Raw genomic sequence first — 21208 nt, forward strand, 5'->3', positions numbered from 1 at the left:
ATATGGACGATAAACTATTACAATTATATTTTGAAGGTCGTACAACGGAAGGACAGTCCCGCCTGATCACGGAATGGCTGGATGCTGATGTGGCAAATATGAAACATTATCAGCAGCTGTGCCGTTTGTATGAAATTGGTTTTTGGTACGAAGAACCGGAAACTGTCACACTGTCGCTGAAAGGAAAGTTCAGGTGGCGGAGTATTATGCGGGAGGCGGTGAAGATTGCTGCTGTTTTTGTTTTGGGATTTACGTTGAATTACTGGTTCAATCCGGGCACGGAAGAAGATATTGCCATGCAGACCGTACATGTGCCGGCCGGACAGAATGCACAGTTGACACTGGCCGATGGCTCTAAAGTCTGGCTGAATGCCGGGAGTACACTGAATTTTCCTACTCGCTTCGTTGAGGGAAAACGGCAGGTAACCCTGGAAGGTGAAGGTTTTTTTGAAGTAAAGGCCAATAAGGAAAAACCATTTATTGTTTCGACATCTATATATGATATTAAGGCATTGGGTACCTCCTTTAATGTAAATGCCTATAAGCAATCGAAGGAATTTGAGACAGCCCTGTTAACAGGAAAAGTTGAAATATCGGATCGTATAACAGCCCGTGCCCTGTCTCTTACTCCTAACAATCGTGCCGTGCTTGGGAATAACGGGCTATCGGTTGTTCCCATAGAAAGTAAGGATTATTACCTCTGGCGCGAAGGTATTCTCTATTTTGATGAGCCGCTTACCGAAGTACTGGATAAACTGAAATTATATTTTGATGTAAACATCGATGTAAAAAATAAATCCGTACTGGAGAACAAACGGCATTGTACGGGTAAGTTCCGGACGAGGGATGGTCTGGATCATATCTTAAATGTTTTGCAATTGACAAACCATTTCACTTATAAGAAAGATGAGGAGAAGAATCTGATTACTATTCATTGACTTTATTGTGTAACCCTTTAAATCTGATTGCCTATGACATAAAAAGTATATGAAAAACCGGCAAGCGCGCCAACGCTTACCGGTTATGGGTTAGAACCCCGAACTGGGATATTTATCGAAGTACTAACAACTTATTAATTACAAAATTATGAATTATATTTTGTACAGACAATCTATACGTGAAATTAAACATATATTTCGTATTATGAAGATCACTATTATTGCCTTGTTTACTTGTGTTTATACACTTTTTGCGGTTGAAGCTAACTCGCAGAATGCGAAGGTTTCGATACAGGCTAACGATTTTTCTATTCAGAAAGTGATTAGTGAAATAGAAAAACAGACCGATTACTTGTTCGTGTATGATAAGAATGAAGTCGATGTGAATAAGAAAGTCTCTGTCGATGTGAATAATGAACCTGTTTCTGAAGTTCTTAACAGAGTATTTGAAGGTACAGGTGTGGTTTATAAAGTGGTGGGTAAGAATATCACTTTAGCGAAAGCTACTGTTACATCTGAAAATATGTCGAACCAACAAGTATCAAAGAAAGTGACAGGTGTTGTCAAAGATCAAAACGGCGAACCGATTATCGGTGCGAATGTATCAATAAAAGGTACGGGTATAGGAACAATTACAGATATTAATGGAAATTTTATACTAGAGATTTCAGGAAATGGATTGGTTCTTGTATCTTATATAGGGTATGTAACACAGGAAGTCGAAATTGGGAATAAGACTCAATTGAATATATTACTAAAAGAAGATTTGCAAGCTTTGGATGAAGTTGTTGTCATTGGGTATGGAACAGCAAAAAGGAAAGATTTTACAGGTTCTGTAGCCTCTGTAAAATTAGAAAATTCTCCGATAGCGTTAACAAGTAATTTGAATGCATTGGAATCTTTGAAAGGAAATGTTTCTGGCCTGGATATTGGTTTTACAAATTCAGCAGGAGGAATACCTTCTATGCAAGTACGTGGGCAAAATTCTATTTCCGGTTCAAATGATCCGTTAATCGTTGTGGATGGAGTTATTTTCTTAGGAAATATGAATGATATTAATCCCAATGATATTGCATCATTTGACATATTAAAAGATGCGACATCTTCAGCTGCTTACGGTTCTCGTTCTGCCAATGGTGTGATTATCATTACTACTAAAAAAGGAAAAACAGGTAAACCTGTCATTCATTTAAATATAAGTGGGAGTATGCAGGCATGGCATCTTAAACCGGATTTAATGAATGGTGAACAATGGTTGGATGCAGTGGCAGCTGCGAACGGATATTCGGATTACAGTTTTTTGACTCCTCAGGAGGAATTGAATATGAAGTCTGGAAATGAAATAAATTGGTTAGATGAAATTTCACGAATCGGATGGATACAGGATTATCAGGCTGCCATCTCTGGAGCTGGTGAGAATATGAATTATTATTTGTCTACTACTTATACAAAAAATGAGGGTGTTATCAAAGGTGATGATTTTGAGCGTGTTTCGGTATTAGCGAAAGTGAATGCAAATATCACAGATTGGTTGCAGATAGGTTTGGATGCTGCCTATACGAGACCGGATTATTCAGGTTTGGGAGTAACTGTGTGGAATGCAGCAATATTGTCTCCTTATGGAATGATGTACAGACCTAATGGATTATTAGAAGCAAATCCGGACGGTACCCGTGGGAATATAAATCCGTTATGGGGGATTTATGACGAAACCAAAAAAGAAAATGTTGATTACCGAGATAATCTTCGTGCTAATACTTATGCTGTAGTAAAGTGTCCCTGGATTTCCGGATTAAGTTATCGTTTTAATTTTGCTGGTAATTTGGATTATAGGAAATGCGGAGAATTTACCCATGAGTCTTTTTTTGTTCCTAACGGGGCTTATGATAATGATGATCGTTATTCGGCTACAACCCAAAATAGTTATTTAAGTAGTGCTAGTGGTTATATGGCTAATGAAAGGGTTTCTAGCCATGTGATTGATAATATATTGAATTATAATAGAGTATTTGGCAAACATAGTATTGATCTAACAGCTGTTGCTACCCGTGACTATACAAAATATGAATGTCAGAATTTGTCCGGTTCCGATTTCGCGGCGAATGGGAATACAGTTTTAGGATTAAATGGACTTCATTATGCTACAACTCAAAAAATATCGCAAGATAACTGGAAACAGACTAATGTCGGATATTTTGGGCGTGTTTCTTATTCGTTCAATGATACTTATTATTTAACAGCTTCTTATCGTCGTGACGGTTCATCTGTTTTTGGGGTGAATAACAAATGGGGAAACTTTGGAGCTGTAGGAGCTGCATGGCGTATTAGTAATGAAACATTCATGAAAAAAGTCGGATTTTTGAATGATATGAAATTAAAATTTTCATGGGGTAAGAATGGTAATCAGGGATTGAGTAGATATTCTACACTTTCAAGAGTAAGTAATGGACAGTCAGGCGGTATATACTATCCTTTTGATAACTCAGGAAAACCTTCTTATGGTATCCATCAGAATTCGATTGGCAATGCAAATTTAGGTTGGGAAACAACGGATGCATGGAATGTCGGTTTTGAATCCACATGGTTTGACAGTCGCCTATTTGTTGATTTAGATGTTTACTTTTCAAAAACAAACGATCAAATATTTACTCGGACAATTCCTGTTATGACAGGTTTTGGCAGTATGCTTTCTTCTATGGGAGAAGTGAGGAATAAAGGGGTTGAAGCTACTGTTCGAAGTGTTAATATTCAAAATAAAAATTTTTCCTGGAGCTCTTCTTTGACATTTTGGTTGAATCGTAATAAATTGGTCCATCTTTATGGTGAGGATCTGAATGGCGATGGAAAAGAAGATGATGATCTTGGGAATGGCTTATTTATTGGTGAATCGATTCATTCTATTTTCGGATATGAACAGGATGGTATTGTTCAGACTAATGATGTAGAGTATATGCAGGTAAATGGAGTTTCTGCTGGTACTCCAAAATATGTTGATAAAAATGGTGATGGAAAAATTGATTCAGAGGATCGTACTATCTTAGGAAGTATTGACCCTAATTTCAAATTGAACCTGAATAATACTTTACAATATAAGAATTGGGAATTATATATAATGATAACCGGTGTTTTTGGTGGTAATGGATATTTTCAAAAAGGTAATCCCCACGCATATATTACTTCTGGGGAAAGAGCTTATTTTGCTTCAAATGGTATATATATACCTTATTGGACAGAAGAAAAACCTAATAATAAATATCCGTCAGCAACTTTTACAGGTGACGGTTATTTCCTCGGTTTGCAGAGTCGGGCTTATGTTCGTTTGCAAGATGTGACGTTGTCCTACACATTTAACCAGCCATGGGTGAAGAATCTTGGTATAAATAATTTCAAATTGTATCTTGCCGGAAAGAATCTAGCAACTATTACTGGTTATCAAAGTGGGGATCCTGAAACGGGCAGTACGGCAGTAAGTGGAACATATCCTGTTGCGACCAGTTTATCATTAGGATTAAATCTTAGTTTCTAACTATTAAATTGTAAGGTAATGAAAAAAATATATAGCAAGCATATTGTTTTGTCGCTATTGGTAATCTTTTTTGGGGTAAGTTGCGATGATGCAGGTTTTTTAAAAGAAGATCCGGAAACATTTTATACGATTGATAATGTATTTTCAACGTCAGAACAAGTTGATCAGGTTGTGACGACTTGTTATCAACTGGTTCGTAATATCTATTGTCCGTATGATAATTCCTCGGAGTTAAATGTATGGTCATACAGTATGGGGAATGGAACTGATATGTTTGATGTCCCGACGATACGGTTTAATTATCGTTTTAACGATTATAGTATAATTAATTCGGAGAATGCTGTGTTTAAGGATACTTATGCCGCATTTTATTATTTAATTAATTCGGCGAATATGGCTTTATATGCTGCCGATAGGAAAGATATTGTATGGAATTCGGAAGAGGAGAGAGCGTATATTATTGCACAAGCTCGTTTTTTTAGGGCTTTTGCGTATCGCAATTTAGGTGAATTATTTGGCGGTGTCCCTTTGGTGACAGAGATTACAACTACTCCGCGTTATGATTATGTTCGTTCTACACAAATGGAAACGTATCAGTATGCTATTGAAGAAATGGAGGCTATTTTGAATGATTTGCCGGAAAAGACTGCAGAAGCTGGACGCTTGGTAAAAGCTGCGGCACAACATAACCTTTGTCAGTTGTATTTGGATAAGGGGATATTACAAGAATCAGAAGGGGGAGATGCTGCCACTACCTATAATAAAGCAATTTTGTATGCTAATGATGTTATTGATTCCGGAATATATAGTCTTATGACGGAGCGATTTGGGACGCGTAAAGATGAACATCCTGAATTTTATTATGCTTCTTCAGTGGCAGAGCAAACACCAGATCATACTTATTCCTCTGCGGGTTATCCAATAGATGGAAATGTTTATTGGGATTTGTTTCAGGTTGGCAATCAGGATTATCAGCAAGGAAATATGGAAGCTATTTGGTGTGCTCAGTCTGATTATGATGTGTATAAATCCGATGGTAAAAAGGCTTGTTTGGATTATCCGGGTATTTATGGACCGGTATTCAGAGATCAGGGAGCAGCATATATTACGGGAGATAGGGAAGATGTAGGAGGTTTCGGCATGTCCCAGATAACTCCAACACCATATGCTCGTGATTTGATTTATGCAGATAAATGGGGTGATGATTTACGTAATTCTGAAGCTGTTTTTCATCGAACTTATTTGGGAAATGTAAAGACATCGGAATATTATGGTAAAAAGATTCCTTGGGAAGTTCTTTATCGGATAGATGAAAATGGACAACCAGCAGATGCAGCTTATACGATGTTATATCCTATATCTTGTAAAATAGCTCCTGATGTTTATATGCCCGCTACAGATGGTACATTGCGTAGTATTTTTCGTGACGATTATCTGATCCGTTTACCTGAAACCATTCTTTTGCGTGCGGAAGCCAAGATGCGTATGGGTAATAATGTTGGTGCAGCATCGGATATTAATATGTTACGTTCACGGGCAAAATGTAGCTATCTGGTAACGAGTTCGGATGTAAATGTTGATCTTATATTGGATGAGCGAGCTCGTGAATTGGTTTACGAAGAGAGTCGTTGGAATACCTTATTGCGTATGGGAGGTACGGTTGCTATTGATCGTATCAAGAGATATTCTTATTGGGATTATCCGCGTAATACATTGAATAAAATGTTTAGTGTATGGCCTATTCCACAATCTGTTATCGATACAAATAAAGATGTAGATTTGAAACAAAATCAAGGTTGGTAAATAATTGGGGGAAAGGTAGATAAAACAGACTCCCTTTCCCTTTAATTGAAGAAATTATGAATAAAATTTTATATATATTATCCGTATTGCTTTTGTCGTGTTCCTGTTCGGCTTCTGATTGCCAACAGGGGAGAAAAAGCATAACAATTGAGGAGTTGGCTGGAATGTTTCAACAACCGACTATGGACTATCGTCCTTATGTATGGTGGCATTGGATGGGGAGCAATTTCTCAAAGGGGGGAATAACAAAAGATTTGGAAGCCATGAAAGAGGCTGGTATTGGAGGAGCAACTATTTTTAATTTGACATCAGCTGTTCAGGAGTCGCAAGTCCCGATTGAAAATAATCCTTGGCCGGAGCAGATCTATCGAAGCGAGGCTTACTGGGAAGCTTTGAAATATGCAGCTTCGGAGGCAAAGCGACTAGGATTGAAATTAGGTATGCAAAATACTCCGGGGTATTCGACAACTGGAGGACCTTGGATTACAGAGGAAAGAGGTATGCAAACACTGGTTTACAGCCGAACAGAGATAAAAGGGTGTCAACTGGTCGAACTTTTTTTGGAGAAACCCGAATTGCCGATTTATAAAGGGTGGGGAAGTAGTAATAAACAAGCGACTTTTTATCGAGATATCGCTGTTATGGCTGTTCCTGATAAATCTGAAGTATCGATTAATGAGGTAATCAATGTTTCTGGCTTTATGGATTCAAATGGCTTGTTCAAATGGAATGTTCCAGGCGGGATGTGGACAGTGTATCGGATTGGATATGCACCGACCATGGCAAATCCTCATCCGTTGCCGGATGACTTGATTGGGAAAGTACTTGAAGCGGATAAAATGAGCAGGGAACAAAACCTGTATCACTGGCAAAACTTTTTAGACCCTTTGACCGAATATTTACATGATTATATAGGGACGACTTTCACTCATATTTTGATTGATAGTTATGAAGCGGGAGACCAAAACTGGACTCCTGGATTTAGAGATGCCTTTATTCAACGGAAAGGATATGATCCACTTCCTTGGATTGCTTTGAAACAATCCTGTAAAGAGAATGAGGAGATCAATAGGTTTGATGAAGACTTTAAAGACGTTGTAAATCGTTTATATATTGATAATGGTTGGATGGTTGCTAAAGAGATGATAAATAAAGCTGGTTTACAATTTTATTGGGAGCCTTACTCTGGACCTTTTAATACTACGGAATGTGTGCCGATTGCGGATTTACCAATAGGAGAATTCTGGATTGGAGAAGATGGTGCTATATCTTCGGAAATAACTGAAGCTGCGAAAACAGCAGGGAAAAGGTTAGTGGGTGCAGAAGCATTTACTGGGCGTCCGGAGATCAGTCAGTATACAGAAGATCCGGCTTTCCTTAAGCATTCCACAGATGGAAGTTTTCTTTCTGGTGTTAATCTGTTATTTTTGCATCATTGGGTTCATCAGCCATTTGAGGATGACTATCAACCGGGTATGGGCATGGGCTGGTGGGGAACTCATTTTGGGAGAAATCAGACCTGGATCAAGCCTGGAAAGGCTTATTTTACTTATCTTGCTCGTTGTCAAATGTTATTGCAGGAGAGTGCTTTTATCTCTACAAACGAAAATGTGTTACATAGAAGTATGGCAGATGCCGAAATCTATTTTGTTATCAATCCGACCCATTCTGATTTGAACAATCGCTTCGCTTTTGATGTGAAGAATAGAGTCCCGGAATTGTGGCATGCAGATAGTGGTATTATTCGACAGATATATGATTGGGAAGAATCAGGTGATTCTACTTATATTAATCTGACTCTTTATCCGGACGAGTCTGTCTTTGTGGTTTTTCCGAGAAAGAAGGAGCATGGTTACAGGAACTTAGTATTACCGGCTGTTGAAGTAATGCAGGAAACCAGTTATCAGCTAGGAGGTAATTGGCTAGTCTGCTTTGAACCTAAATTGGATACAACTTTTGAACAAAATTTTCCTGTATTATCTGATTTTAGCCAGCACACAGAGCCTTCGATAAAATATTTCTCTGGTACAGCAACGTATAAAAAGGAAATAGGGATTGACAAATCTTTAATAGATGATAATAAGCGGATTATACTCGATTTAGGAGAATTGAATGATATAGCGGAAGTTAGGATTAATGATAAACATGTTGGGGTTTTGTGGTATCCACCTTATCAAATAGAGATAACTTCATGGTTAAAGTCAGGAAACAACCGACTGGAAATAGCCGTGACCAACAACTGGGCAAATCGCCTGATCGGAGATGAACAATACCCCGCAGATTTTGAATGGGGGCAAGATCGTGGTCCTGAAATGGGGAGAGCGATGAAAGCTTTTCCTGATTGGTTTATACAAAAACAACCCCGTCCTTCTAAAGAACGGAAAGCTTTTTATATCTGGTATTACCACCGAAAGGATTCTCCTCTTCAGCCTGCAGGATTGGTTGGTCCTGTACAACTAATAGAACAAAAAATTAAATATAAGTGAGTTTGAAATGAGAAACTAATTAATTTCATGATATTTAATGAGCATATGAATCACCCCTTCTTCTGTTTCTTATACTCCCTCGGTGACATCCCCATCACCTTGCTGAACAGGCGGGAGAAGTAGTAGGTGTCTTCGATTCCTATCTTAAAACAGATCTGGTTGACTTTCATATCGGTGAAGTCCAGTAAGTGACAAGCTTGCTGGATCTTCAGTTGGTTGAAGTAAGTCAGTGGAGCATATCCGGTACGTTTACTGAACAGAACAGAGAAATGGGATGGTGAGTAACCGATATGAGTTGCCAGGTCGGCCAATGTCAGTTTCTTTTCCAGGTTTTCTTTCATATAATGGATGGCCGCTGTTACGATATCATTTGCATCCGATTCGTTGCGGGCCGCTTCGCGGTATTGTTGCAGGTAGCGTAAAGACCCCAGGTAATAATGGAAGGCGGAGCAGGCATACAACAGGTTCTCATGGCTGTATCCCATTTCCAGTGTGCGGAATATCTCTTCGAAAAGATCGTTCCGGTTACTGATACGGGACTGTACGCTCGGCTTGATCTCTATCGGACGACTGGCCTGCCCGGCAAAGTAAGAGGCTAGTTTCCCTTTGAAATGTATCCAGTAAATTGTCCAGGGATTATTCTCGTCCGAACCGTAAGCGTGAGGAACTCCCGCAGGCAGTATGAAATATTGATTTGCTCTTACCGTACATTCCTGTTCGCCGACGCGAAACCAGCCGGCTCCTTCTATACAATAAATGAAAACGAACTGGCTGACCGGTTCCGTACGTTCCCGGAAATGATGCAGGGCTTTCGGATAATAACCTATGTCTGTAATATGCAGGATCGATGAAAGAGCATCTTTCTCCATCTCCTGCACAACCGATTGGGGAAGCACAAGTGCACGTTCGCCGCTAAAACCGTCTTTTAGTTTGATCATGGTACCAGATTTATAGATATTTGCAAAGATATGATTAAATCGGAATATTGTCCATCTTTAAGCTGATTTTATCTATTTCGTTGTTGAAGAAAAGACCGTTTCTTTGCACCATAACTTTAATTCTATTGTCATGAAGCGAACAACAGCTTATTTATTACTTATCTGTCTCGTCTCTGCCATGGGAGGATTGCTATTCGGTTACGACTGGGTGGTGATCGGTGGTGCAAAGATATTTTATGAACCGTTCTTTGGGTTGGAAGGCTCTGCCGCTCTTCGCGGATGGGCTATGAGTAGTGCTTTGATCGGTTGCCTGGTGGGTGCATTACTGTCCGGAGAATGGAGTGATAAATACGGGCGCAAGAAAATGTTGATCATCGCTTCTTTTCTTTTTGTATGGTCGGCCTATGGGACAGGGGCGGTCGACAGTTTTACCTGGTTTATTATTTATCGTATCATCGGTGGGTTCGGTATCGGGATTGCTTCGAACGTATCGCCGGTATATATCGCTGAGGTAGCTCCGGCTTCAGTCCGGGGAAAATTCGTTTCCCTCAATCAGCTGACAATCGTATTAGGTATCCTGATGGCACAGTTGGCAAACTGGCAGATCGGAGAATACTTTACACAAGGAGGCGAAACGTTGACGGCAAACAGTATCGAATGGGCGTGGCGTTGGATGTTCTGGGCGGAGCTGGTTCCGGCAGGATTGTTTTTTGTCCTTTCTTTTATTATTCCTGAAAGTCCTCGCTGGCTGGCAACCGTACAAAAGACCACACAGGCACGAGGCATTCTTCTGCGTATCGGTGGCAATGAGTATGCCGATCAGACTTTGAACGAATTAGCCCAATTGACCGATAAAAAGGAGGAAAAAGCAAACTGGAGTGCACTCTTGAAGCCGGGAGTCCGGAATGTATTGGTGATCGGGATCGTACTGGCTATCTTCCAGCAGTGGTGTGGTATCAATGTGATCTTCAATTATGCACATGAGATATTTTCAGAGGCAGGCTATGCCGTATCTGATGTCCTGATGAATATTGTAGTGACAGGGGTGACTAATGTGATCTTTACTTTCGTCGCTATCTATACGGTGGATAAATGGGGCAGACGTACCTTGATGTTTGTCGGTTCTGCCGGGCTGGCCATTATTTATGCGGTATTAGGTACCTGCTACTTCCTGGAAATGAGCGGCTGGCCGATGCTTCTATTGGTAGTGATGGCTATTGCCTGCTATGCTATGTCGCTAGCGCCGGTGGTTTGGGTGGTTCTTTCCGAAATATTCCCGGTACGGATACGCGGGATGGCAATGGCGATCTCTACCTTCTTCCTTTGGGTGGCCTGCTTCCTGTTGACCTATACCTTCCCGATACTGAATGAAGCGGTGGGTGCTTCGGGAACCTTCTGGCTGTATGGTCTTATCTGTCTGGGCGGATTCCTGTTTATCCGTGCGAAACTTCCTGAAACAAAAGGTAAAACTTTAGAGGAACTGGAAAAAGAATTAACGAAATAAATATACTGAAATGACTGAAAATGTGAAAGTTTGGGAAGAAGATATCCTTCTTCCTACCTACGGTATTGGCAAAGCTGAAAAGAATCCGATGTTCCTGGAGAAGCGTGTTTACCAGGGAAGCAGTGGTGTGGTTTACCCTTATTCGGTGGTTGAAAAGATAGAGGATACCTGCGAGGAAAAGAGTTACCATGCTGTCTGGCTGGAAAACGAATATATAAAAGTGATGATCCTTCCCGAGCTGGGCGGACGGGTACAAATGGCGTACGATAAGATCAAAAACCGCCATTTCATCTACTATAACCATGTTATCAAACCCGCTTTGGTCGGACTGACCGGACCGTGGATCTCCGGCGGTATCGAGTTTAACTGGCCGCAACATCACCGTCCGAGTACGTTCCTGCCGATCGACTATACGATCGAACGTTGTGCCGATGGAAGTGCCATCGTTTGGGTAAGCGAACGCGAACGGATGTTCCATCAGAAAGGGATGGCAGGTTTTACCTTGCGTCCGGGACGTGCAGTATTGGAGATACAGGGGAAATTGTATAATCCGACTCCGGTTCCACAGACCTTCCTTTGGTGGGCCAACCCGGCAGTTGCCGTAAATGATGCCTATCAATCGGTATTTCCTGCCGATGTAAACGCCGTTTTCGATCATGGAAAACGGGATGTTTCGCGTTACCCGATTGCTACGGGCACTTACTATAAGATGGACTATTCGGCAGGCGTGGATATTTCCCGTTACAAGAATATCCCGGTTCCTACCTCTTATATGGCGATCCGTTCCAAATATAACTTTGTGGGAGGCTATGAGAACGATACCCGTGCCGGTGTCCTGCATGTGGCGAACCATCACATCTCACCGGGTAAAAAACAGTGGACCTGGGGGAACGGCGATTTCGGACAAGCCTGGGACCGCAACCTGACGGATACCGACGGCCCTTATATCGAACTGATGACCGGTGTCTATACCGACAATCAGCCCGACTTCACCTGGCTGCAACCTTACGAAGAAAAAACATTCACCCAGTACTTCATGCCTTACCGCGAACTGGGTGTCGTAAAGAACGCCTCTTCCGATCTTCTGATGAACATAGAACCCGATGGAAAGGGCGCTTTATTAAAGATATTTGCCACTTCGGTACAGAAGGAGCTGCATATTACCATCGAAAAAGCAGGGGAAACCTGTCTCGATATTACCCGTGATATCACCCCCGAAAATGTACTGGAGGAGTTTGTTCCTGTCGACAGTTTGTGCGATGTGAAGGTTTGTATCTGTAATGCAAAAGGCAAACAGGTATTGACATGGGAACCTGAACCGGATGTGATCAAAGAAGTTCCCGAACCTGCGAAAGCAGCACTCGATCCGGAAGATGTACGGACTACCGAACAACTCTACCTGACCGGTCTGCATCTGGAACAGTATCGCCATGCCACCTATTCGGCTACGGATTATTATCAGGAAGCCATCCGCCGCGATCCGACCGATGTACGCAATAATAATGCAATGGGTTTGTGGCTGATCCGTAAAGGACAGTTTGCCCAGGCAGAACCTTATCTGCGTCAGGCGGTGAAGACATTGACCGAGCGGAATCCAAATCCGTATGACGGCGAACCGTTATACAACCTGGGCCTCTCCCTGAAATATCAGGGAAAGAATGAAGAAGCATACGACTTTTTCTATAAAGCCTGTTGGAATGCAGCCTGGCAGGATGCCGGCTATTATTCTCTCGCCCAATTATCAGCTGCAAAAGAAGAGTGGGAAGAAGCTCTTTATGAAATAGATAAATCCTTGCTCCGCAACTGGCATAACCTGCGGGGACGTCATTTGAAGGCTATTATTCTTCGTCACTTGGGACGAAACGATGAGGCGATTGCGTTGATCGACGAATCGTTGCGTATCGACCGTTTCAACTTTGGTTGCGGCTTTGAAAAGTATCTGATAACCGGGAACGATTCCGATCTGAAAGCACTGGTCGCTTTGATGCGTCCGGAAGGACATAATTATAGCGAGCTGGCACTCGATTATGCATCGGCAGGTTGCTGGGAAGAAGCATTGAAGGTGGCTGAGACGGCCATCGATTTGCAGGTTGCCGATCAGACGATGTTACATTATTATAAGAGTTGGTTCCTGATCCGTTTGGATCGGAAGGAAGAGGCTTTGGCGGCAATCCGTGAGGCTGAACAGCAAATTCCAGACTGCTGTTTCCCGAATACGTTGGAAGCTATTCTGGCTCTTCAGGCAGTGGTTGATTTTGCAGCCGAGGCTCCGAAAGCGTTGTATTACCTGGGCAATTTGTGGTACGACAAACGTCAGTATCCGGAAGCGATTGCCTGTTGGGAAGCTTCGAAGAAGCAGGATGAAACATTCCCGACCGTATTGCGTAACCTTTCGCTCGCTTATTTCAATAAACTGAATAAGCAGGAAGAAGCAGTTGTTTTATTGGAGAAGGCTTTTGCCCTCGATCCGACAGACGCCCGCATTCTGATGGAGCTTGACCAACTGTATAAACGCTTGAACCGTCCGCATGCCGATCGGCTGGCTTTCCTGGATAAACACAAAGAAGTCGCTTTCGAGCGCGATGACCTGTATCTGGAATATGTCACTTTACTCAACCAGCTTGGACAGTATGAAGAAGCCATCCGCATGATCGATGCCCGCAAGTTCCATCCGTGGGAAGGGGGAGAAGGTAAAGTTCCTGCCCAATATCAGCTTGCCCGCGTAGAGTTGGTGAAGCAATTGCTGTCGGAAGGGAAATATCAGGATGCATTGAACTTGATAGAAGAATGTTTCGTCTATCCGCATAACTTTGGAGAAGGGAAACTGTACGGTGCCCAGGAGAATGATTTCAATTATTATAAAGCTTGTGCTTTGCAGGGATTGGGACGCAATGAAGAAGCAACCGGATTATTCCTCAAAGCCAGTGTCGGAAACAGTCAGCCTGCAGCCGCTATGTATTACAACGACCAGAAGCCGGATAAGATATTCTATCAGGGACTGGCATTGCGTAAACTGGGTCGTGAAGACGAGGCACGCGGTCGCTTCAACAATCTGATCTCCTATGGTGAAAAGCATGTGTATGATGTCTTTAAGATGGATTACTTCGCCGTCTCCCTGCCGGACTTGCAGATTTGGGAAGATGATATGAACAAAAAGAACCGTATCCACTGCAATTACCTGATGGCATTAGGCCACCTGGGCTTGGGAGATACCGAAAAAGCAATGAAGTATTTCAATATTGCTGCCGAAATGGATAATAACCATCAGGGAGTACAGATACATCGGGAAATGATCTGACTATAGGAGGTCTTGAGCGATCCAATAAATAGGAGGTCTTGGTTGTTACAGGTTCCTTTGATGAGGGGATAGCTTACTAACAATAACCAAATTACTAGAACAACAAAATATGATGAAGCAACTTCTATTTGTATGCATATCTCTGATGATATTTTCTTCTTGCAGGGAAAGATCATCTGAACTCTCTTTAGCCGGAGAGTGGCAGTTTGCTTTGGACAGTACTGATGTCGGAGTAACGGAGAAGTGGTTTGAACATTCGTTTACCGATAAAATAGAGTTACCGGGGACTACCGATGAGGCAGGCTACGGCACTCCGAACAGTTTGCCTCCTTCAGTCGGCAAGCCGCAGATACTTCACCTGACCCGTCGGAACAGCTATGTCGGTCCCGCCTGGTATTCGCGTGAAATCACGATTCCATCGGACTGGAAAGACAAATCTATCGAACTGAAACTGGAACGCGTTATCTGGCAGACGAAAGTCTGGATAGACGGACAACCTGTGCCGGGAACTTGTGAAAGCCTGATCAGTCCGCATCGTTTCGACCTGACGGACTATCTGACACCCGGTAAACACAAGCTGGCGATCCGTGTCGATAACCGGAAACAACACGATATTTCTGTCAATGATATGGTACATGCCTACACCAACGAAACGCAGATCATGTGGAACGGTATCATCGGAGAAATATCTCTGACTGCAAAAGAGGCCCTTTCCATCGACAATCTGCAGGTGTATCCGGATATCACCCGTAAGCAAATCCGCATACAAGGTAAGGTCTTTAATGCAGGTGAACGAATAGAAGGTATGTTGTCAGCTAAGGTGGAAAACTCAACAAGCAGATTGCAAATATCTTCTTTCGAGCAGCAGATGGATTTTCAGCCAGGTGAAAACCTGGTGAACATCACCTGTCCGATGGGTGATTCGATAGAAGTGTGGAGTGAATTTAACCCTACTCTATATACAATGGATCTGAAGGTGGAAGCTGGTTCACAGAAGGCAAAAGGGAGTGTTAGGTTTGGTATGCGTGAATTTAGCCGAAACCAGTCAGATCTGTTATTGAACGGGAAAAAGGTATTTCTGCGGGGAACGCTCGAATGCTGTATTTTCCCCCTTACCGGTCGTCCGCCGATGGATCCGGAAGGATGGAAGAAAGTATTCCTGACTGCCCGCGAATGGGGATTGAACCATCTCCGTTTCCATTCCTGGTGCCCGCCGGAAGCCGCTTTTCAAGTGGCGGATTCTTTGGGCTTTTATCTGCAGGTGGAGCTGCCTCTCTGGTCTTTGAAAGTGGGTGAAGAAGCCCGGACAAACAAATTCCTGTATGCTGAAGCCGACCGTATCCTGTCGGAATACGGAAATCATCCCTCTTTCTGTTTCTTTAGTCTGGGTAATGAGTTGCAACCCGATTTTGATTTCCTGACCGGATTACTGAAACATGTCAAATCGCAGGACCCGCGTCATCTATATACAACTACCTCCTTTACCTTTGAAGGAGGTCATGGTGACTGGCCCGAACCGGACGATGATTTCTTTATCACGCAATGGACAAAGAAAGGCTGGGTACGTGGTCAGGGTGTGTTCGATACCCAGTCACCTTCGTTTGACAAAGATTATGTTGCATCCGTCGAGGGCATGACCGTTCCGTTGATCACCCACGAGATCGGACAGTATTCCATTTTCCCGAACCTGAAGGAGATAGATAAATATACAGGTGTACTCGACCCTCTGAACTTTAAAGGTGTCAGACAGGAACTGGAACAGAAAGGTCTTTTGGATAAAGCCGGTGATTACCTGAAAGCATCCGGTTATCTGGCATCTATTCTCTATAAGGAAGAGATAGAACGTGCGATGAAAACGGCTGGTTGCAGTGGTTTCCAGTTGCTGGACCTGCACGACTTTCCCGGACAGGGAACGGCTTTGGTCGGTCTGTTGGATGCCTTTTGGGACAGTAAGGGGGTAACCGATGCGGAGACTTTCCGTCAGGCATGTGCTCCGGTAACTCCTTTGGCACGTTTTCCGAAAGCTGTTTATACAAACGATGAGACTTTTACGGCATCTGTGGAGATTGCGAACTTTACCGATCGCGAGCTGAGCGGGCAATCTCTTTCCTGGGTATTGAAAGATGAGGCGGGAAAAGAGATGAATCAGGGAAAGATCGCTTGTCAGCCCCTTTCCATCGGATTGAACAAATTGCCTGTAGCGATCAGTTGTCCTTTGAATCGGAAGGAAGCAGGCCGCCTGACTTTGTCGCTTTCATTGGAGGATACGCCTTACCGGAATGAATGGTCTGTTTGGGTATATCCGGCAGAGTTGACAACTGAAAAGGGCGAAATCATCGTTACTCGTGACCAACGGGAGGCTCAAAAGGCGTTAGCCGACGGAAAGAAAGTATTGTATAACCCCGATTATAAGAAGGTGGAAGGACTGGAAGGCAAATTCGTTCCGGTGTTCTGGAGTCCGGTTCATTTCCCGAAACAGGCAGGTTCGATGGGTATCTTATGTGATGCCACGCATCCGGCATTCCGCCATTTCCCGACAGGCAACTATACCGACTGGCAATGGTGGTCGTTGCTGAAACAGTCCCGGACGGTCGTGACAGATAGCTTGCCTGCTGTAACGCCTTTGGTGGAGGTTGTCGATAATTTTGTCAATAACCGCCGCTTGTCGAATCTGTTTGAGGTGAAAGTCGGAGCGGGTAAACTCCTGTTCTGTTCTATGGATTTGCTGTCTGACTGGAAGCAACGCCCGGAAGCGCGTCAGTTATATTTCAGTCTGCTTGAATATATGAAAAGCGATGCATTTAACCCGTCAAACACGATGGAATCGGGAGTTTTGTCCCGATTGCTTATAGGCGGAACCTCTGCGGAAACAAGCAAACCGGAAGATATTTATTGATTAATGTAAAAAGAAAGTAACTTATGAAGAAGCTGTTTATCGTGTTATTTGTACTGGTGACAGGGATGGGTTGGGCACAACAGTCTGCTGTTACAACGGGTAATGACGGAAAGTCGTGGACATTGTCTACGCGCTCTTTTATTTATCAGATACGTGTGTCTGAACAGGGAGTCGTGAATATGTTTTATTTCGGTGATAAAAGCCAGGATCCGGACATGCTTCGTCATCCGTTAGGCGAGGAAGTAACGGTTCGCGGCGGCTATTCGGCTACCACTCCGATGCTGGAAGCTGTCTTTAAAGATCGGGTGAGGGATATAGAGCTGACTTATGCCGGTTCGGAGCTTTTGACACAGGATGGATACACGACGTTGGCTATCCATCAGAAAGATAAGTTTTATCCGCTGGCGGTAACGGAATATATCCGTGTCCTTCCGGAATACGATCTGCTGGAAAAGTGGATAGAGATAAAGAATACGGGAAAGAAAGGCAGTATCGATATCGAAAATGCCCAGTCCGGAACCTTCTTTCTGCCGAAGAATGCCTATGAACTGACGCATTTGTCCGGCAGGTGGGGCTACGAATACCAGATGAACGTGACCAAACTGACCCAGGGACTGAAAACAATTCAGACAAAAGACCTGCGCTCATACGGTTCTTCCTTCTTTGCGATAAGGCCGGAAGGCGAGCAGGAAGAGACCTGCGGGGAAGTTTGGTTCGGTACTTTGCAGTATAGCGGCAACTGGCGGATGGATTTCGAAAAGTATGCTCCCGGCGAGGTACAGGTGACCGGAGGTATCAGTTTCTGGGATCAACTCCTGGTTCTTCAGCCCGGAAAAAGTTTTACTACCCCCAAAATGATGATAGGATATACCAATCGGGGAATGGAAGGTGTCTCACAGAACCTGGCCTCTTTTACCCGTGAAAAGGTGCTGTATCCTTCCCATCGCGACCAGGTACGCCCGGTTTTGTATAATAGCTGGTATGCGACCACTTTTGATGTGAATGAAGAGCATCAGCTGGCATTGGCAAAGATCGCTAAAGAGCTGGGTGTCGAGGTTTTCGTGATCGACGATGGTTGGTTTAAAGGCCGTGTGAACGATAAAGGCGGTCTGGGAGACTGGACGGTCGATAAGAATAAATTCCCTAACGGCCTGCAGCCGATGATCGATAAGATCAATGCTATGGGGCTGGATTTCGGTATCTGGATAGAGCCGGAGATGGTAAATCCGAACAGCGACCTCTACCGTCAGCATCCTGACTGGGTGTTCCATTATCCCAACCGTACCCGTCATGAGACACGTAACCAGCTGATGCTGAATCTCGCACGTGAGGATGTCTATCAGTATCTGTATACCAGCTTCTCTACTCTGTTGCGTGAAAACAATATCAAATTCATCAAATGGGATATGAACCGCGGGGTGACTGAACCGGGTTTCCTGTCTGCACCGACTGACGAGCAACGGGCTGTGCGTATCAAATATATCGAAAACCTGTACCGCCTGTTTGAGACGCTACGTGCCGAATTTCCGGATGTGTGGTTCGAGAACTGTGCCGGTGGCGGGGGAAGAGTGGACCTGGGTATGATGGCACGTACCGATTTCTGTTGGGCAAGCGATAATACCGATCCGGTGGAACGAACTTTCATCCAGTATTCTTTCCTGAATGCTTTCCCGTCCAATTCCATGATCAGTTGGGTGACGCAGGAGGACTGGCATAACCAGAAGCATCCGCTGGAATTTAAATTCGACGTATCCATGTGCGGTGTGCTGGGTGTCGGCTATGACATAACAAAGTGGACCGATAAGGAGAAAGAAACGGCTCGTGAGAAGATTGCCCTGTATAAAGAGATCCGTGAAACGGTTCATAAAGGCGACCATTACCGTCTCGTTTCCCCCTATGAAAATAACCGGAGCGTGCTCCAGTTTGTCAATAAGCCGAAAACGGAATCTGTAGTATTCGTATATAACCTGGCTGAATATCCTGACAACGCCATTCCGGAGACCAAACGCCCCAAAAAGGTGAAACTACGCGGACTGGAAGCGGATGCTTCTTATCGGATCGACGGCATGGAAGGTCTTTATAAAGGCCGCCAGTTAATGAATATAGGTGTCGAGTTTCCGTTGTACGGAGCTTTCAAAAGCCGTATCTTCAAGATCGTAAAACAATAATAAAGCATAGCTTCTTATATGAAACTTCTATCTGCATCGACATTCAGCGGCGGGGGATTGATCCCTGCCGCTGAATTGATCACATTAAGGAACCGTAACGGTCTTGTCGCCCAGTTCACCGATTACGGTGCACGTTGGGTAAGTATGTGGGTACCCGACCGGGAGGGTCGCTTGTCGGATATCGTGCTTGGGTTCGATACGATAGACGGTTACCGGACGGCAGGGGAGAGATACCACGGTGCTATCGTCGGTCGTGTCTGCGGACGGATCAGTAATGCCTGTTTCCGGATAGGAGGGCAGGAGTATCTGTTAGCTTCCAACGATGTGTACGGTACACCTGTTCGTAACCATTTACACGGTGGAATCGATGCTTTTCACAACCGTTACTGGAAATTCCGTACATATATTTCTCCTTCCGGAGAGGAAGCCGTCGAGTTCACAAATAATTCACAAAGCGGTGAAGAGGGCTATCCGGGCAACCTGCAAGTGAAGGTTACTTACCTGTTGAAAGCGGACAATACCCTGCGGATGGAATGCGAAGCAACGACCGACCATCCGACTCCTGTTAATATGACCAATCATGCTTTCTTCAACCTGCAATCTCCTTCCGCTCCGGCAGAGAGGAAAAATGTCTTATCCCATAACCTGACTCTGAACGCTTCTGCTATCATAGAATGCGACGGTGAATTAATTCCTACAGGCCGATTGTTACCGGTAGACGGAACCTCGCTCGACTTTCGTTCGCCCCGTACCATTGTCTCGTCATTGGTTGAGGAACATCCGCAGATACAAAAGGACAAAGGTTTCTCCCTGGCCTATGCCTTGGATATCTTGGATACCAAAGAACCCGAAGAATTGAGCTTTGCCGCCCGTCTGTCTGATGATCTTTCCGGAAGAATGTTGGAAATATATACCAACCAGCCCTCCGTCCAGGTGTATAACGGTTATTTTATGGATGGTACGGACATCGGGAAAGGTAATACCCCTTACTATGCCAGTGCAGGTATAGCCATTGAAACACAGGGCTATCCGGATGCGCCTAACCAACCGGCTTTCCCCTCTATCCTGATAGATGAGGCAAAGAAGTATCGCCATATCACCGAATACTGCTTCACGAACGTGAGCCGGTAGCCACGAGAAAAATAACTTTCTACACAAAGTTTTTAGAAAAGTATCTGTCATCTGTCATTCGTTGATGTAACACGTAGTCATTCAGTGGATAAGGGCGTGACAGATGCTTTTTTTATCTGCAACGGAGTCTGTCATCTGTCATCAGTGCTGCTAAAAGACTATCTGTTAAAAGGCAGACAACTACGTGTTAAATCCCGACAAATTAGGAGTAAAGTCCCTATTTAGTAAAACCACCCTGTACAGGGGAGTTAGCCAGGGTGTAGAGGGTAGTCACGCAGGGCGTACAGCGTAATCAGCTATGGTGTACAGGGTAGCAACAAAATATAAGCACTTAACACATAGTTCCTCCTTTCTTAACAGGTAGTATCTCCTTTATCAACGATTAAAAGGGGGAGGGAAGGCTGTTAGTATATGCTGTTTGTCGGCATGGCAATTGCTTTTTATTGATAATAAATATACTTACTATTCTTATCCATCCATTAATTATGTATATTTGCGAATTACGTAACATAAAAACGCT

General features: G+C 43.6%; 10 protein-coding genes. 9 read left to right on the forward strand and 1 reads right to left on the reverse strand.

The window, feature by feature from the left end; all coding sequences use genetic code 11:
• Positions 1 to 2 precede the first annotated feature (2 nt).
• From P3L47_RS06620 to P3L47_RS06635, 4 genes are all read left to right on the forward strand, one after another.
• Positions 3 to 938 carry a FecR family protein gene (locus P3L47_RS06620; RefSeq protein WP_277783082.1) on the forward strand — a complete coding sequence of 312 codons (936 nt, stop codon included), beginning with the start codon at positions 3 to 5 and terminating at the stop codon, positions 936 to 938.
• Positions 939 to 1143: 205 nt separating this feature from the next.
• On the forward strand, positions 1144 to 4464 hold the full coding sequence (locus P3L47_RS06625) for a TonB-dependent receptor (RefSeq protein WP_277783083.1): 3321 nt from the start codon (positions 1144 to 1146) through the stop codon (positions 4462 to 4464).
• 18 nt (positions 4465 to 4482) lie between these two features.
• A complete protein-coding gene (locus tag P3L47_RS06630) occupies positions 4483 to 6267 on the forward strand; it encodes a RagB/SusD family nutrient uptake outer membrane protein (RefSeq protein WP_277783084.1) in 1785 nt (594 codons plus the stop codon).
• A gap of 56 nt (positions 6268 to 6323) precedes the next feature.
• The gene (locus P3L47_RS06635) at positions 6324 to 8753 is read left to right on the forward strand and encodes a glycosyl hydrolase (protein WP_277783085.1); all 2430 of its coding nucleotides are present in this window, start codon (positions 6324 to 6326) and stop codon (positions 8751 to 8753) included.
• A gap of 50 nt (positions 8754 to 8803) precedes the next feature.
• Here the strand turns inward: P3L47_RS06635 and P3L47_RS06640 are convergent, their stop codons facing one another.
• Positions 8804 to 9691 (reverse strand): AraC family transcriptional regulator, encoded by an 888-nt coding sequence (locus tag P3L47_RS06640; RefSeq protein ID WP_277783086.1) that lies wholly within the window; start codon positions 9689 to 9691, stop codon positions 8804 to 8806.
• A gap of 130 nt (positions 9692 to 9821) precedes the next feature.
• On the opposite strand from P3L47_RS06640, the gene P3L47_RS06645 reads away from it, so the two are divergent.
• From P3L47_RS06645 to P3L47_RS06665, 5 genes are all read left to right on the forward strand, one after another.
• Positions 9822 to 11195, forward strand: coding sequence for a sugar porter family MFS transporter (locus P3L47_RS06645; protein WP_277783087.1), 1374 nt, complete (start codon positions 9822 to 9824; stop codon positions 11193 to 11195).
• Positions 11196 to 11205: 10 nt separating this feature from the next.
• The gene (locus P3L47_RS06650; protein ID WP_277783088.1) at positions 11206 to 14493 is read left to right on the forward strand and encodes a DUF5107 domain-containing protein; all 3288 of its coding nucleotides are present in this window, start codon (positions 11206 to 11208) and stop codon (positions 14491 to 14493) included.
• 112 nt (positions 14494 to 14605) lie between these two features.
• Positions 14606 to 17389, forward strand: coding sequence for a glycoside hydrolase family 2 protein (locus P3L47_RS06655; protein ID WP_427910566.1), 2784 nt, complete (start codon positions 14606 to 14608; stop codon positions 17387 to 17389).
• Positions 17390 to 17412: 23 nt separating this feature from the next.
• Complete coding sequence (locus tag P3L47_RS06660; RefSeq protein WP_277783090.1) at positions 17413 to 19557, forward strand: alpha-galactosidase; 2145 nt, start codon at positions 17413 to 17415, stop codon at positions 19555 to 19557.
• Between the two features lie 18 nt (positions 19558 to 19575).
• Positions 19576 to 20688, forward strand: a complete 1113-nt coding sequence (locus P3L47_RS06665) for an aldose epimerase family protein (protein WP_277783091.1) — start codon at positions 19576 to 19578, stop codon at positions 20686 to 20688.
• Positions 20689 to 21208 lie beyond the last annotated feature (520 nt).

Source organism: Parabacteroides chongii, assembly GCF_029581355.1.
In the GTDB taxonomy this organism is placed as follows: domain Bacteria; phylum Bacteroidota; class Bacteroidia; order Bacteroidales; family Tannerellaceae; genus Parabacteroides; species Parabacteroides chongii.

Bases quoted from the DNA above. Each gene is read 5' to 3' on its own strand.
- P3L47_RS06660 (WP_277783090.1), top strand. From the start codon at position 17,413: ATGAAGAAGCTGTTTATCGTGTTATTTGTACTGGTGACAGGGATGGGT.
- P3L47_RS06655 (WP_427910566.1), top strand. From the start codon at position 14,606: ATGAAGCAACTTCTATTTGTATGCATATCTCTGATGATATTTTCTTCT.
- P3L47_RS06625 (WP_277783083.1), top strand. From the start codon at position 1,144: ATGAAGATCACTATTATTGCCTTGTTTACTTGTGTTTATACACTTTTT.
- P3L47_RS06635 (WP_277783085.1), top strand. From the start codon at position 6,324: ATGAATAAAATTTTATATATATTATCCGTATTGCTTTTGTCGTGTTCC.
- P3L47_RS06630 (WP_277783084.1), top strand. From the start codon at position 4,483: ATGAAAAAAATATATAGCAAGCATATTGTTTTGTCGCTATTGGTAATC.
- P3L47_RS06620 (WP_277783082.1), top strand. From the start codon at position 3: ATGGACGATAAACTATTACAATTATATTTTGAAGGTCGTACAACGGAA.
- P3L47_RS06665 (WP_277783091.1), top strand. From the start codon at position 19,576: ATGAAACTTCTATCTGCATCGACATTCAGCGGCGGGGGATTGATCCCT.
- P3L47_RS06640 (WP_277783086.1), bottom strand. From the start codon at position 9,691: ATGATCAAACTAAAAGACGGTTTTAGCGGCGAACGTGCACTTGTGCTT.
- P3L47_RS06645 (WP_277783087.1), top strand. From the start codon at position 9,822: ATGAAGCGAACAACAGCTTATTTATTACTTATCTGTCTCGTCTCTGCC.
- P3L47_RS06650 (WP_277783088.1), top strand. From the start codon at position 11,206: ATGACTGAAAATGTGAAAGTTTGGGAAGAAGATATCCTTCTTCCTACC.